Genomic DNA, 12790 nt, shown 5'->3' on the forward strand with positions numbered 1-12790 from the left:
GTTACGACATTTACGACACTGCGGCCAGCGCCTCTTCGAGGGTGAACGCCTTCGCATAGAGCGCCTTGCCGACAATCGCGCCTTCGACACCTTCCGGTACCAGCGAGGCCAGCACCCGCAGGTCGTCGAGCGAGGAGACACCGCCGGAGGCGACCACGGGCCGGTCGGTCGCCGCGCAGACGTTCCTGAGCAGTTCGACGTTGGGGCCCTGGAGGGTGCCGTCCTTGTTGATGTCGGTGACGACGTAGCGGGCGCAGCCCTCGGAGTCGAGGCGGGCCAGCGTCTCGTAGAGGTCGCCGCCGTCGCGGGTCCAGCCACGGCCGCGCAGCGTCGTGCCGCGGACGTCCAGGCCGACCGCGATCTTGTCGCCGTGCTCGGCGATGACCTTGGCGACCCACTCGGGGGTCTCCAGCGCGGCGGTGCCGAGGTTGACCCGGCGGCAGCCGGTGGCCAGGGCGGCGGCGAGCGTGTCGTCGTCGCGGATACCACCGGACAGCTCGACCTTGATGTCCATGGAGCGGGCGACCTCGGCGATCTGCGCCCGGTTGTCGCCGGTGCCGAAGGCCGCGTCGAGGTCGACGAGGTGCAGCCACTCGGCGCCGGACCGCTGCCAGGCGAGGGCCGCCTCCAGCGGGTCGCCGTAGGAGGTCTCGGAGCCGGACTCGCCGTGCACCAGGCGCACGGCCTGGCCGTCGCGGACGTCGACGGCGGGGAGGAGTTCGAGCTTTGCGGCGTTCGGCATTACAGGGTCTCGATCCAATTGGTCAGGAGCTGGGCACCGGCGTCGCCGGACTTCTCGGGGTGGAACTGGGTGGCCCACAGCGGGCCGTTCTCGACCGCGGCCACGAACCGCTCGCCGTGCGTGGCCCAGGTGACCTTCGGCGCGGTGAGGTGGGGGTTGCCGACCTCCAGCTCCCAGTCGTGCACCGCGTAGGAGTGCACGAAGTAGTAGCGGGCGTCGGGCGGCAGCCCGGCGAAGAGCTGCGAGTCCCCGGCGGCCTCGACGGTGTTCCAGCCCATGTGGGGGACGACCTCGGCCTTGAGCGGGCCGACCGTGCCGGGCCACTCGTCCAGGCCCTCGGTCTCGACGCCGTGCTCGATGCCGCGGCCGAAGAGGATCTGCATACCGACGCAGATGCCCATCACGGGGCGGCCGCCGGCCAGCCGGCGTCCGATGAGCCAGTCGCCGCGGGCCTGCCTGAGCCCGGCCATGCAGGCGGCGAACGCGCCGACGCCGGGGACCAGCAGGCCCTCGGCGTTCATCGCCCGGTCGAAGTCCCGGGTGATCTCCACCTCGGCGCCGACGTGCGCCAGGGCGCGCTCGGCGGAGCGGACGTTGCCGAAGCCGTAGTCGAAGACGACGACGTTCTTACGGGATGCCGAGGGGGTCAATTCCATACCTCCAGCCGCAGCACGCCGGCGAGCAGGCACAGCGCCGAACCGACGGACAGCAGCACGATCAGGCCCTTGGGCAGCTGCTGCTTCCAGAACGAGTAGACACCGCCGAGGAGAAAGAGCCCGAGCAGGATGAAGACGGTGGACAGACCGTTCACGGGCTACAGGGCTCCCTTGGTGGAAGGAATGATCCCGGCCGCGCGCGGGTCGCGTTCGCTGGCGTAGCGCAGGGCGCGGGCCAGCGCCTTGAACTGGCACTCCACGATGTGGTGGGCGTTGCGGCCGTACGGGACGTGGATGTGCAGCGCTATCTGGGCCTGGGCGACGAACGACTCGAAGATGTGCCGGGTCATGGTCGTGTCGTAGCTGCCGATCATCGGCGCCATGTTCTCCGGCTCGGTGTGCACCAGGTACGGGCGGCCGGAGAGGTCCACGGTCACCTGGGCGAGCGATTCGTCCAGCGGGACGGTGCAGTTGCCGAAGCGGTAGATGCCGGACTTGTCGCCGAGGGCCTGCTTGAACGCGGCGCCCAGGGCCAGCGCGGTGTCCTCGATGGTGTGGTGGGTGTCGATGTGCAGATCGCCGTCGGTCTTGACCTTGAGGTCGAACAGGCCGTGCCGGCCGAGCTGGTCGAGCATGTGGTCGTAGAAGCCCACACCGGTCGACACGTCCACCTCGCCCCTGCCGTCGAGGTCGATCTCGACGAGGACGGAGGTTTCCTTGGTCGTGCGCTCCACGCGTCCTACGCGGGTCATCGCTTGCTCTCCTTCAGTACTGCGCGAACCGCGTCGAGGAACGCGTCGTTCTCGGCCGGGGTGCCGGCGGTGACCCGCAGCCAGCCCGGTACGCCGTTGTCCCGGACCAGCACGCCGTGGTCGAGGATCGCCTGCCAGGTGGCGTGCGCGTCCTCGAAGAGGCCGAACTGCACGAAGTTGGCGTCGGAGTCGACGACCTGGCAGCCGGCCGCCCGCAGCTCGGTGACCAGGCGGTCCCGCTCGGTCTTGAGCTGCGCGACGTACTTCAGGAGGGTGTCGGTGTGCTCCAGCGCGGCGAGCGCGGTGGCCTGGGTGACGGACGAGAGGTGGTACGGGAGCCGGACCAGCTGCACCGCGTCCACCACGGCGGGGTCGGCGGCGAGGTAGCCCAGCCGCAGTCCGGCGGCGCCGAAGGCCTTGGACATGGTCCGGGAGACCACCAGATTCGGCCGGCCCTCGATCAGCGGCAGCAGCGAGGGCCGGTGGCTGAACTCGCCGTAGGCCTCGTCGACCACCACCAGGGCGCCGGCCCCGTCGGCCCGGGCCGCCTGCGCCGCTTCGTACAGCGCGAGCACGGTCGCCTCGGCGACGGCGGTGCCGGTGGGATTGTTCGGCGAGCAGATGAAGACCACGTCGGGCCGCTGCTCGGCGATGACGCGGGTGGCCGCCTCGACGTCGATGGTGAAGTCGTCGTTGCGCGGGCCGGAGATCCAGCCGGTGCCCGTGCCCCGGGAGATCAGCCCGTGCATGGAGTACGACGGCTCGAAGCCGAGGGCGCTGCGGCCGGGGCCGCCGAAGGTCTGCAGCAGCTGCTGGATGACCTCGTTGGAGCCGTTGGCGGCCCATACCTGGTCGGCGCCGACCTCGTGGCCGCCGGTGCGGGTCAGGTAGCGGGCCAGCTCGGTGCGCAGCTCGACCGCGTCCCGGTCGGGGTAGCGGTTGAGCCGGCGGGCGGCCTCGGTCACCCGCTCGGCGATCCGCTCGATCAGCGGCTCGGGCAGCGGGTAGGGGTTCTCGTTGGTGTTCAGACGCACCGGGACGTCCAGCTGCGGTGCGCCGTAGGGGGACTTGCCGCGCAGCTCGTCCCGGATGGGGAGGTCGTCGATCCTGGTCACGTGCCTGCTCACTTGCTCTGCGGGACCTTCCATTCGAACCTGGCCTTCAGCGCGGCGCCGTGGGCCGGGAGGTCTTCGGCCTCGGCGAGGGTCACCACATGGTGGGCGACCTCGGCCAGCGCGTCGCGGGAGTAGTCCACGACATGGATGCCGCGCAGGAAGGACTGCACGGACAGGCCGGAGGAGTGGCAGGCGCAGCCGCCGGTGGGCAGGACGTGGTTGGAGCCGGCGCAGTAGTCGCCGAGCGAGACCGGGGCCCAGGGGCCGACGAAGACCGCGCCGGCGTTGCGGACCCGGGCGGCGACGGCGGAGGCGTCGGCGGTCTGGATCTCCAGGTGTTCGGCGCCGTAGGCGTCCACGACCTTGAGGCCTTCGTCGATGCCGTCGACGAGGACGACGGCGGACTGCCGTCCGGCCAGCGCCTCGGTGATCCGCTCGATGTGCTTGGTGGCCGCGACCTGCCGCCCCAGCGCGTCCTCGACGGCGTCGGCGAGTTCGGTGGAGTCGGTGACCAGGACGGCGGCGGCGAGGGTGTCGTGCTCGGCCTGGCTGATCAGGTCGGCGGCGACGTGCTCGGGGTCGGCGGTGGCGTCCGCGAGCACCGCGATCTCGGTGGGCCCGGCCTCGGCGTCGATGCCGATCCGGCCCTTGAGGAGGCGCTTGGCGGAAGCGACGAAGATGTTGCCGGGGCCCGTGACGAGGTTGACCGGCAGGCACTCCTCGGTGCCGTACGCGAACATCGCGATGGCCTGGGCACCGCCGGCGGCGTAGACCTCGTCGACGCCGAGCAGGGCGCAGGCGGCGAGGATGGTCGGGTGCGGCCGGCCGCCGAACTCCTTCTGCGGCGGGGAGGTGACGGCGATGCCCGTGACGCCGGCCTCCTGCGCGGGGACGACGTTCATGACCACGGACGACGGGTAGACCGCGAGGCCGCCGGGGACGTAGAGGCCCACCCGCTCGACGGGGACCCAGCGTTCGGTGACCGTGCCGCCGGGGACGACCTTGGTCGTGACGTCGGTGCGGCGCTGCTCGCGGTGGACGATCCTGGCGCGCCGGATGGACTCCTCCAGGGCGGCGCGCACGGCCGGGTCCAGCGCGTCGAGGGCCCCGCGCAGTGCCTCGGCGGGCACCCGCACGCGCTCGATCTCGACGCCGTCGAACCGCCGCGCATAATCGATCAGCGCCGCGGTGCCGCGATGGCGTACGTCCTCGCAGATGGGCCGCACCTTCTCCAGGGCGGCTTCCACGTCGAACTCGGCACGGGGCAGCAGGTCGCGCAGGGCGCCACCCTCGGGGAGGGCGTCACCGCGCAGATCGATTCGGGAGATCACCCTCCCAGTGTCTCAGACCCGCTCCTGGGCCCGAGCGGCCGTATCACTCAGTGATACACAGCGGCACACGCTCCCCACACCCCGTGACCGGGCCCGCTGAAGTTGACCGGAGTTGGCCCTGACCACGCGTGTTCAAGCGGTCACGGGGCGGGCAAGGGTCACGTGACGGCGTACGGGGACGCCTGTGGGACGCCACACGACCGGTGCACGCCATGCGTCCGAACAGGTTGCGACACACCACGGGAGAGCAAGGGGGATCCACTGTGACCGAGCCCGCGGACGGCGACGCGCCCGCCGACCTGCAGCTGACGTCGGCGGAATGGAGCATGTGGCAGGCCTTCCGCAACGGCAGCACCTGCGATCTGCACATCGGCGACCCGGCCCGCGACGATCCGCACGGGCAGCATCTGTGGGGCCCGGAGCGCCGGGTGCGGGCCAGGGTCGTGGCGTTACTGCTGCTCGACGGGCCGCCGGCGCAGCCGGGCCGGGTCTCCGCGCTCCAGCTCACCGGCGCGTACATCACGGACACTCTCGACCTTGCGGGCGGCACGATCAAGCCATTCGTGGAGCTGCGGGACTGCCGCTTCGAGACCGAGGTGGTGCTGCCGGAGAGCCGGTTCACCACGCTGCGGATGGTGAACTGTGCGATACCCCGGCTGGAGGCGGCCCGGCTGCACACCGAGGGCGATCTCCATCTGCCGCGCTGTGTGGTGCACTCCGGCGTCCGGCTCACCGACGCGCACATCGGCACGGACCTGATGCTCAACCAGACCGTGGTGCACAAGGACCGGCAGGGCCGGTCCATCACGGCGGACGGGATGACCGTCGCCCAGGACCTGCAGGCCGAGATGATGGAGTCCTACGGAGAGCTGTCGCTGCGTGGCGCCACCGTCGGCGTGTCGCTGAGCCTGCGGGGCAGCCGTCTGCGCAACCCCTTCGGCCGGCGGGCGCTGAACGCCCCGCAGTTGACCGTCGAGCGCACCCTCTATCTGACCGCCGCGGGCCTGGCCAACTCGCCGTTCTCCAGCAGCGCCACTCCCCCGTACGGCATCGCCCACACCCCCTCGCGCGGCACCCGTATGCAGCGCTTCGAGTGCGAGGGCGGGATGCGGCTGGACGACGGGCGGTTCGGCGACGCGGTCGACTGTGAGCACGCCCGGTTCATCATGGAGTCCGACCAGGAGCTGTCGCTGCGCCGCATCCAGACGCCCGAGCTGCGCTTCCTGTGCGACCGGCCACAGCGCGGCCGGGTGATCCTCTCCGGTGCCCGGGTCGTCAATCTCATCGACAAGTCGGCGAGCTGGCCGGGCCTCGGCGGGCTGTGGATGGCCGGCTTCGCCTACGAGACGCTGATCCCGCGCGGCCCCTTCCCGCTGGCGCTGCGGCTGCAGTGGGTGGCCGCGGCGACTCCGGAGTACGCGCCCGAGCCGTACGAGATGCTGGCCGCCTCGCTGCGCACCACCGGCGAGGACGCGGACGCCCGCGAGGTGCTGCTGGCCAAACAGCGCCGCCGCCGCGAGACGCTGCCGCTGGCGGCCAAGGCCTGGGGGTTCCTCCAGGACTGGACGGTGGCCTACGGCTACCGCCCGGGGCGGGCCGCGGTGTGGATGGCCATCCTGTGGGCCATCGGCACGGCCTACTTCTCGATGTCCCCGCCTCCGCCCCTCAAGGCGGGCGAGGCCCCGCCCTGGAACCCCTACCTCTACTCCCTGGACCTCCTCCTCCCGGTGATCGACCTCAACCAGAGCGCCGCCTGGAAGCCCGGCGGCGGCGCGCAGTGGGTGGCCGCCGTCCTGATCCTGGCGGGCTGGATCCTGGCCACGACGGTGGCCGCCGGTGCGTCGCGCCTCCTGCGTCGGCAGTAGCGGAGGCTGAGGCTTCCCACGTTTTCGGCTTTCCCGCCGTGGGGGCTTGCCACCGTTTCGCCAGGCGGCGGGCCGGGTCCAACACACCGAACCGCGCGGCCGCGACCGAAGCGCTCCCGCCGTCGGGGAAGCTTCGGTCGCGGCGGAATACCCGCCCGCATAGGAGCACAGCCAAGCGCAGCGTCTAGGCTTACGGGCTGTGACCTCCCTGCGCCTACCGCTCTTCCCGCTGAACTCGGTGCTGTTCCCGGGACTCGTGCTCCCGCTGAACGTCTTCGAGGCGCGGTACCGGGCGATGATGCGTGATCTGAGCGCGGTGTCCGAGGACGACCGCCGCTTCGCCGTGATCGCGATCCGGGACGGCCGCGAGGTCGCCCCCACCGCGCAGGGCATGCCGGACGATGTCACCCTGCCGTCCGCCGACGGCCCCGCGGCGGGCTTCGGCGACGACCCGATGCAGGCGTTCCACGCCGTGGGCTGTATCGCCGACGCGGCGACCATCCGGGAGAAGTCGTCCGACGACGACACCGGCTACGAGGTCCTGGCCACCGGCACCACCCGCTTCCGGCTGCTGTCGGTGGACGCCTCGGGGCCGTACCTGACCGGTGAGCTGGAGGAGCTGGAGGACGGCGAGGGAGAGGGCGCGGGCGCGCTCGCCTCGGGCGTCGTGCGGGCCTTCCGTACCTACCAGAAGCGGCTGGCCTGGGCGAACGAGCGGACCCTGTCGAGCGGGCAGGACCTGCCCGCCGATCCGTCGGTGCTGTCGTACCTCGTCGCCGCGGCGGCCGTGCTGGACGTCCCCGCCAAGCAGCGGCTGCTGGAGGCGCCGGACACCGCGTCCCGGCTGGGGCAGGAGCTGAAACTCCTTCGCCAGGAGTCGGCGCTGCTCGGTAAGCTCCCGTCGCTGCCGGCGGTGGACCTGACCCGGCAGCCGACGAGCCCCAACTGACCGACCGGCCGCACCCGGACGACCGCAGTGTCCGCTCCGCCCGGCCCGACCCCACGCGAGGCACGAAGACGGTGGCGAAGAAGTCCAGGAAATCCGTCGGCACCCCTGCCACGGTCGCCCTCACCACGGCGGGCGTCCCGTTCACCACGCACTCCTACGAGCACGACCCGGCCGCCCCGTCGTACGGCGAGGAGGCCGCCCAGGCCCTCGGCGTCGCGGCCGACCAGGTGTTCAAGACGCTGCTGGCGGATGTCGACGGCGCGTTGACGGTGGCCGTGGTCCCGGTGTCGGGGTCGTTGGACCTCAAGGCGCTGGCGGCGGCGGTCGGCGGCAAGCGGGCCACGATGGCCGACCCGGCGGCGGCCGAACGCAGCACGGGCTACGTCCGGGGCGGGATCTCCCCGCTGGGACAGCGCAAACGGCTGCCCACGGTCGTGGACGCCTCGGCCGAGGGCCGGCCGACGGTCTGTGTGTCGGCGGGGCGGCGGGGCCTGGAGGTCGAGCTGTCGCCGGAGGATCTGGTGGCGCTCACGGGGGCGCGCCTCGCGCCGATCGCCCGCGACTGACGGCACCGCGGCTGACGGGACCGCGGCTGAAGGCGCCTCGGCAGAAGGCACCGCGGCTGACGGCACGAACGCAGGCGGGGCGGCCGGACGGACGGCCGCCCCGGAGATCCGCGCAGGTCAGCCCGCGGCGGGCGGCTGCTGTCCGGGGTGGTTCCCGTGAGCGTCGTGGTGATCGTCGCGGCGGTCGTCACCAAGATGCCCGTTGCGGTGGTCGTCACCGTGCCGGCCATTGCGGTGGTCGTCGCGGTGATCGTCACCGTGCCGGGCGTCGCGGTGGTCCTCGTGCTGCTCCCCGGGCCAGTGCGGTGCCTCCGGCTCCGGGTCGCGCGGCCCGAACAGCCCGGTCAGGGCGAGCTGGGTGAGCATCGCGGCGATCGGCCAGGCCAGCAGCGCGCCCTTGGCCTGCAGCCGCAGCGGGCCGCTGAAGGACACCCCGGGGCCGACCTGCTTGGCGTGCGCGGCCACGTCCGGGGTGGGGCCCAGCCACATGCCCGTCAGCCAGCCCAGCACCGCGCCGAGCAGTCCGCCCACGACCAGCGCCACGACCAGCGGAATCCCGCCGCGCCGGCGGAAGAGGAAGACCGCGGCGGTGGTGAGCACACCGAAGCCGAGGGACAGCAGGACGAAGGTGCCGTCCGCGCCGATCGCCTCTTCGCCCTCGGTGTTCTTGAGGTAGACGTTGCGGGTGTCCGCGATCAGCGGAATGTGCGGGGCGAGCCAGTTCCACAGCAGGCCGAGCAGCACCCCGGTCACCGCGACCACCAGCGCGATCAGTGCGCCCTCGCGCAGTTCACGGGCCAGCTCGGGGCCGCCGAGGCCGCCGTGGTCGGCGACGGGCGCGGCCTCGGGGTGCTGCGGCTCGTCGGGCGGTTGGTTGTCGGGGGGCGTCAGCGGTGCGGTCACCCCGTCATCGTGCCAGGTGGGGCCGCTGGGACCGGAAGCAGGACGGCCGTTCGGTGTGGTGGGCCCCGTCATCGGGCCGCCGCCCGGCGGTACGCCCAGGTGGCGACGGCCAGCGAGAGCACCCCGACGGCCGCGCAGACGCCCAGGTCGGCACAGACCGCGACCCAGTCGGGATGCGGGTCGAAGCTGCGTGCCATCGCCTCCACACCGTAGGTCGAGGGCAGCAGATCGCGGGCCCAGCCGATCACCGCGGGCATCCGTTCGGCCGGCAGCACGCCCAGCAGCAGCGCCGCCGACATGCCCAACTGGCCGCAGAGCGTGGCGAGTTCGGGACGGGGGGCGAGCAGTCCGAGGGCCGCGCCCAGACCGGCCAGCGCCGCCCCGGCGAGCGGGAGCACGGCGGCCAGCACCCACAGGTGGGCCATCGGCAGCTGGAAGAGCACACAGCCGGTGACCGCGGTGACCACCGTCCCCGGCACGGTGAACGAGGCGTACGCGGCGGCGGCGCCGAGCACCACGGCGGCCGGCGGCACCGGCAGCGTCGCGTAGTGGTCGAGCCCGCCCCCGGCCCGCAGCTGCCCGAAGTACTGGGCGAGGAGGTTGAGCGCCACGAAGGCGACGACCAGCACGCTGGAGCCGGACACCACGGACCGGGCCGGATCGCCGCCGTCGACCACCCCGCGCAGCAGGACCATGATCCCGATGGACTGGAAGGTGGCGACGAACAGCAGCGGGATCCGAGCGACCCGGGCCCGGGAGAGCTGGGCGCGGTAGACGGCCGCCAGCGCGGGCACCAGGCGGGCGCGCGGCGCCAGCGGCGCGGCGGCCTCCTCGGGCCGTGCCCCGGCTTCCGGGACCGCCCCGGCCGCCGCCTGCACGGGAACCACACTCACGCCGTCACCACGCCTTCCTCGCTGCCCCCGCGGTACTCCATACGTCCGCCGCACCGGTCCCCGTTCACGTCCGTCACGCCTTGACCAGTCCCTCCGCCCGGCCGCCCAGGGCGAGGTACACATCCTCCAGGCTGGGCGTGGCCAGCGTGAAATCGTCCAGGGCCGCGAAGGCGGGGCCCGCGGTGACCGCGGCGACGGCGGACCGGGCCCGGTCGGCGGGCAGGCGCAGGGTCCAACGGCGTCCGGAGATGTGCGCGGCGGCTTCGAGGGCGGCGACCTCGGGCACCTCCAGCGGCGGGCGGTCGCGCCACACCAGCTCCAGCCGGACCTCCTCGCTCACCATTTCCTTCAGCCCGCCGGGCGTGTCGCAGGCGATGACCCGGCCGCGGTCGATCACCGCGACCCGGTCGAGCACGCTCTCGGCCTCCAGCACGTTGTGGGTCACCAGCACCACCGTGGCGCCGCGCTCGGCCCGGCGCCGGTCCACCGCGGCCCACACGGCGCGCCGGGCGACCGGGTCCATCCCGGTGGTCGGCTCGTCCAGGACCAGCAGCGGACGCTCGCCGATCAGCGCGGTGGCCAGGCAGGCCAGCCGCCGCTGCCCGCCGGAGAGCTTCTTCAGCGCCCGTCCGGTGAGGCCGTCGAGGCCCAGCTCGCCGATCACCGCGTCCCGCTCGGCGCGCGCCTCACGGGCGCCGAGGCCGCGCAGCCGGCCGGTGGTCTCCACGGCCAGCGCGACGGTCATCTCGTCCAGGGCGGTGGACTCCTGCCCCAGGTAGCCCAGCAGCCGGGCGGCCCGCTCCGGGTGGCGCACCAGGTCGTGGCCCAGTACGGAGATGCTGCCGGAGTCCGGGCGCAGCAGCCCGGTCAGCTGGCGGACCAGGGTGGACTTGCCGGCTCCGTTGGGGCCGAGCAGTCCGAAAATCTCGCCGCGGTGCACGTCCAGGGTGATGCCGTCGTTGGCGCGTACGGCGGACGCCCGTACCGCCCCGCGGCGCCCGCGCATCGCGGGGTACGTCTTGACCAGGTCCCGCACGGCGCACACCGGCACCCCGCGCTCCACCTGTTTTGCGCCCGTCCTCACGAGCTATGAGGGTACGCGTCCCCGGCCCGCCGCCGGGCCGCGGGGCTCGGCGAGCGGGCCGGGGCGGGGGCTCCGGGGCCGGTCAGTCCCCGGCCGGGGCGTGTTCGGCGGCCGTCCGCAGATCGACCTCGCGCCAGAATCCGGCCCGGATCGCATAGCGGTCGTGCTCGTCGATCTGGTCGTCCTTGTGGGCCAGCAGCCCGAACCGGGCGGCGTAGCGGAGCAGTTCACCGTCGATGCGGTGCGGGATGCGCGGGTACTCCGTGGACAGCTGCTGGAGGTGGGTGGTGTCGGAGAGCCGGTCGGTCCAGCGGCGGGCGAAGACCTGGCCGACCTCGAAGGGGTCGCCGCTGACGGCGGTGATGTCCTCCTCGCGGTCCGCCCAGCGCTGCTCGGCGCTGGTGAGCTGGGCGAGGGTGGGCAGGGCCGCGGTCTCGGAGGGTTCGCCGACCGGGCCGCCGCGCTCGACCCAGCCCTTGTCGGACGACCAGCGCAGGGTGGCGCCGGTCGTGGGTGCCTGCGGGGCGGAGCCGCCCGGGCCGGCGGCGCCCTGGCCTGCGGTGCCCTGGCCGGCGGCGTGGGCGCGGCCGAGTCCGGCCAGGTCCTTGGGGGTGGGGACGCCCCGGGAGCCCGCGGCCCCGGGGTCGTCCGCGGCGGCCGGGGCGCTCGCGGTACCGGCCGGCGGCCGGGAGACGCCATTGGCGCCGTTGCGCTCGTGGGCGTGCTCGGCGGCTTCCGGGCCGGAGGCGGCGGCTGCCGCGGCGGCAGCGGCAGCGACCGCGGACTCGGGCAGCGGGGCGGAGAGGATCGCGGCGATCTCGGGGCGCGGCACGGGCGGCGGGGCGCAGGGGCCGCCGAGTTCCTTGGCGCGGACCGCGCGGGTGATCCAGGTCCGGTCCAGCACCCGCCGTTCGTCGGCCTCGGCAACCAGGTCCTCGGACTGGTTGTAGTCGCCGTCGGCGGCCTGGACGGCCCAGAGGTGGACCGCGACGCCGTGCTCCTTGGCGGACATCAGGCCGGGCAGGAGGTCACCGTCGCCGGTGACCAGGACGATGTCGGAGCAGGCGCGGTTACGGGCGAGTTCGGTCAGCTCGGCGTGCATGGCGGCGTCCACGCCCTTCTGCGCCCAGCGTCCGTCACTGCGGGTCAGGGCGCCGAGCCGGACGGTGACCCGGGGCATCACCCGCAGCCGGCGGTGCTCGGGCTGCGGGACGCGGTCGGGGGCGCCGTCGAACCAGTAGATCCGCAGCAGCGGGCGTTCGGTGTCCGCCTCGGCGCGCTGCCGCAGTCCCTGGATGAGGGCGGCGTGATCCACCGTGATCCGGGAACGGGCGGGCTCTCCGGCGAGCAGGCTCGCCGCGGCGCCGAGCAAATACCCGGCGTCCACCAGGACGACACAGCGATCCACGATCCACCCTCTTCCCTGAGGTGCTGATGTCCGGTCGCCCCCCGGCTCGGCCCGTGGCACGAGTTTTTCTTCGGTTGTCCTTCGAGTCTGCCCGACCCTGCGGGCGTTAACTGCCCGAACTCGATCTTCGGCGTGGCGGATTCGGCAAGAATCTTGAGCACAGCGTGTGATCAACCCTTTAACACAGGGTAATTGCCCGAAATGCAGCGCTCTGTCCGGCGTGTAAGTCTGGTTCCGGCCCCGATCCCGGATTCCCCCCTCAGGAGGCACGATCATGGCCAAGGACAAGAAGCAGGACCGCAGTCAGCAGCAGAAGACGGCATCCGCGGCCGAGCGCGGCCAGCAGGAAGCCCAGAAGGCGAGCCTGGAGGCACAGTCCCAGGCGCGGTCGCAGGCCCAGGGCAGCCCGGCAGATGTTGCACGTAAGCACCAGCGGCGCTTCGGTCACAACTGATCTCAACTGAGCCACGCCGCACAGTGGTTGAGGGGCGCGTCCACTTCGGGCGCGCCCCTCGGGGTAGGGCGT

General features: G+C 73.0%; 13 protein-coding genes and 1 pseudogene. 4 read left to right on the forward strand and 10 right to left on the reverse strand.

The window, feature by feature from the left end:
* Positions 1-10 precede the first annotated feature (10 nt).
* Genes priA through hisD form a run of 6 tightly spaced genes read right to left on the reverse strand, consistent with a single transcriptional unit; the run spans position 11 to position 4596 of the window.
* The gene (priA, locus tag CFW40_RS08515) at positions 11-742 is read right to left on the reverse strand and encodes a bifunctional 1-(5-phosphoribosyl)-5-((5-phosphoribosylamino)methylideneamino)imidazole-4-carboxamide isomerase/phosphoribosylanthranilate isomerase PriA (protein WP_088797211.1); all 732 of its coding nucleotides are present in this window, start codon (positions 740-742) and stop codon (positions 11-13) included.
* The gene (hisH, locus tag CFW40_RS08520; RefSeq protein WP_088797212.1) at positions 742-1398 is read right to left on the reverse strand and encodes an imidazole glycerol phosphate synthase subunit HisH; all 657 of its coding nucleotides are present in this window, start codon (positions 1396-1398) and stop codon (positions 742-744) included. The genes priA and hisH overlap by 1 nt, the downstream gene beginning before the upstream one ends.
* Positions 1389-1553 carry a hypothetical protein gene (locus tag CFW40_RS37010; protein WP_167392733.1) on the reverse strand — a complete coding sequence of 55 codons (165 nt, stop codon included), beginning with the start codon at positions 1551-1553 and terminating at the stop codon, positions 1389-1391. The genes hisH and CFW40_RS37010 overlap by 10 nt, the downstream gene beginning before the upstream one ends.
* A 3-nt stretch (positions 1554-1556) precedes the next feature.
* A complete protein-coding gene (gene hisB, locus CFW40_RS08525; protein WP_086716854.1) occupies positions 1557-2150 on the reverse strand; it encodes an imidazoleglycerol-phosphate dehydratase HisB in 594 nt (197 codons plus the stop codon).
* Positions 2147-3265 (reverse strand): histidinol-phosphate transaminase, encoded by a 1119-nt coding sequence (locus CFW40_RS08530; protein WP_088797213.1) that lies wholly within the window; start codon positions 3263-3265, stop codon positions 2147-2149. Before CFW40_RS08530 ends, hisB begins: the two co-directional genes overlap by 4 nt.
* Before the next feature lie 8 nt (positions 3266-3273).
* Positions 3274-4596 carry a histidinol dehydrogenase gene (gene hisD, locus CFW40_RS08535; protein WP_088797214.1) on the reverse strand — a complete coding sequence of 441 codons (1323 nt, stop codon included), beginning with the start codon at positions 4594-4596 and terminating at the stop codon, positions 3274-3276.
* Positions 4597-4859: 263 nt separating this feature from the next.
* On the opposite strand from hisD, the gene CFW40_RS08540 reads away from it, so the two are divergent.
* The 3 genes from CFW40_RS08540 to ybaK all read left to right on the forward strand — a co-directional run bounded on the left by CFW40_RS08540 (position 4860) and on the right by ybaK (position 7976).
* Positions 4860-6461, forward strand: a complete 1602-nt coding sequence (locus tag CFW40_RS08540; RefSeq protein ID WP_088797215.1) for an oxidoreductase — start codon at positions 4860-4862, stop codon at positions 6459-6461.
* 199 nt (positions 6462-6660) lie between these two features.
* Complete coding sequence (locus CFW40_RS08545; RefSeq protein ID WP_088797216.1) at positions 6661-7410, forward strand: LON peptidase substrate-binding domain-containing protein; 750 nt, start codon at positions 6661-6663, stop codon at positions 7408-7410.
* A 71-nt stretch (positions 7411-7481) separates the two neighbouring features.
* A complete protein-coding gene (ybaK, locus tag CFW40_RS08550; protein WP_088797217.1) occupies positions 7482-7976 on the forward strand; it encodes a Cys-tRNA(Pro) deacylase in 495 nt (164 codons plus the stop codon).
* Positions 7977-8270: 294 nt separating this feature from the next.
* Here the strand turns inward: ybaK and CFW40_RS08555 are convergent.
* The 4 genes and pseudogenes from CFW40_RS08555 to CFW40_RS08570 form a co-directional block, all read right to left on the reverse strand.
* A pseudogene (locus CFW40_RS08555) lies at positions 8271-8879 on the reverse strand (ABC transporter permease); the annotation flags it as partial.
* 68 nt (positions 8880-8947) lie between these two features.
* Positions 8948-9766, reverse strand: a complete 819-nt coding sequence (locus CFW40_RS08560) for an ABC transporter permease (RefSeq protein ID WP_088797218.1) — start codon at positions 9764-9766, stop codon at positions 8948-8950.
* A gap of 79 nt (positions 9767-9845) precedes the next feature.
* A complete protein-coding gene (locus CFW40_RS08565) occupies positions 9846-10778 on the reverse strand; it encodes an ABC transporter ATP-binding protein (RefSeq protein ID WP_256331810.1) in 933 nt (310 codons plus the stop codon).
* Positions 10779-10938: 160 nt separating this feature from the next.
* Complete coding sequence (locus tag CFW40_RS08570) at positions 10939-12264, reverse strand: NYN domain-containing protein (RefSeq protein WP_088797220.1); 1326 nt, start codon at positions 12262-12264, stop codon at positions 10939-10941.
* A gap of 274 nt (positions 12265-12538) precedes the next feature.
* Between CFW40_RS08570 and CFW40_RS08575 the strand changes: the two genes are divergently transcribed.
* Positions 12539-12718 (forward strand): hypothetical protein, encoded by a 180-nt coding sequence (locus CFW40_RS08575; protein WP_088797221.1) that lies wholly within the window; start codon positions 12539-12541, stop codon positions 12716-12718.
* Positions 12719-12790 lie beyond the last annotated feature (72 nt).

This window comes from Streptomyces sp. 2114.4 (assembly GCF_900187385.1).
Taxonomy (GTDB): domain Bacteria; phylum Actinomycetota; class Actinomycetes; order Streptomycetales; family Streptomycetaceae; genus Streptomyces; species Streptomyces mooreae.

Excerpts from the sequence above, each read along its gene's own strand:
- CFW40_RS08565 (WP_256331810.1), bottom strand. The coding sequence starts at position 10,778 with ATGCGCGGGCGCCGCGGGGCGGTACGGGCGTCCGCCGTACGCGCCAAC.
- priA (WP_088797211.1), bottom strand. The coding sequence starts at position 742 with ATGCCGAACGCCGCAAAGCTCGAACTCCTCCCCGCCGTCGACGTCCGC.
- CFW40_RS08575 (WP_088797221.1), top strand. The coding sequence starts at position 12,539 with ATGGCCAAGGACAAGAAGCAGGACCGCAGTCAGCAGCAGAAGACGGCA.
- hisH (WP_088797212.1), bottom strand. The coding sequence starts at position 1,398 with ATGGAATTGACCCCCTCGGCATCCCGTAAGAACGTCGTCGTCTTCGAC.
- hisB (WP_086716854.1), bottom strand. The coding sequence starts at position 2,150 with ATGACCCGCGTAGGACGCGTGGAGCGCACGACCAAGGAAACCTCCGTC.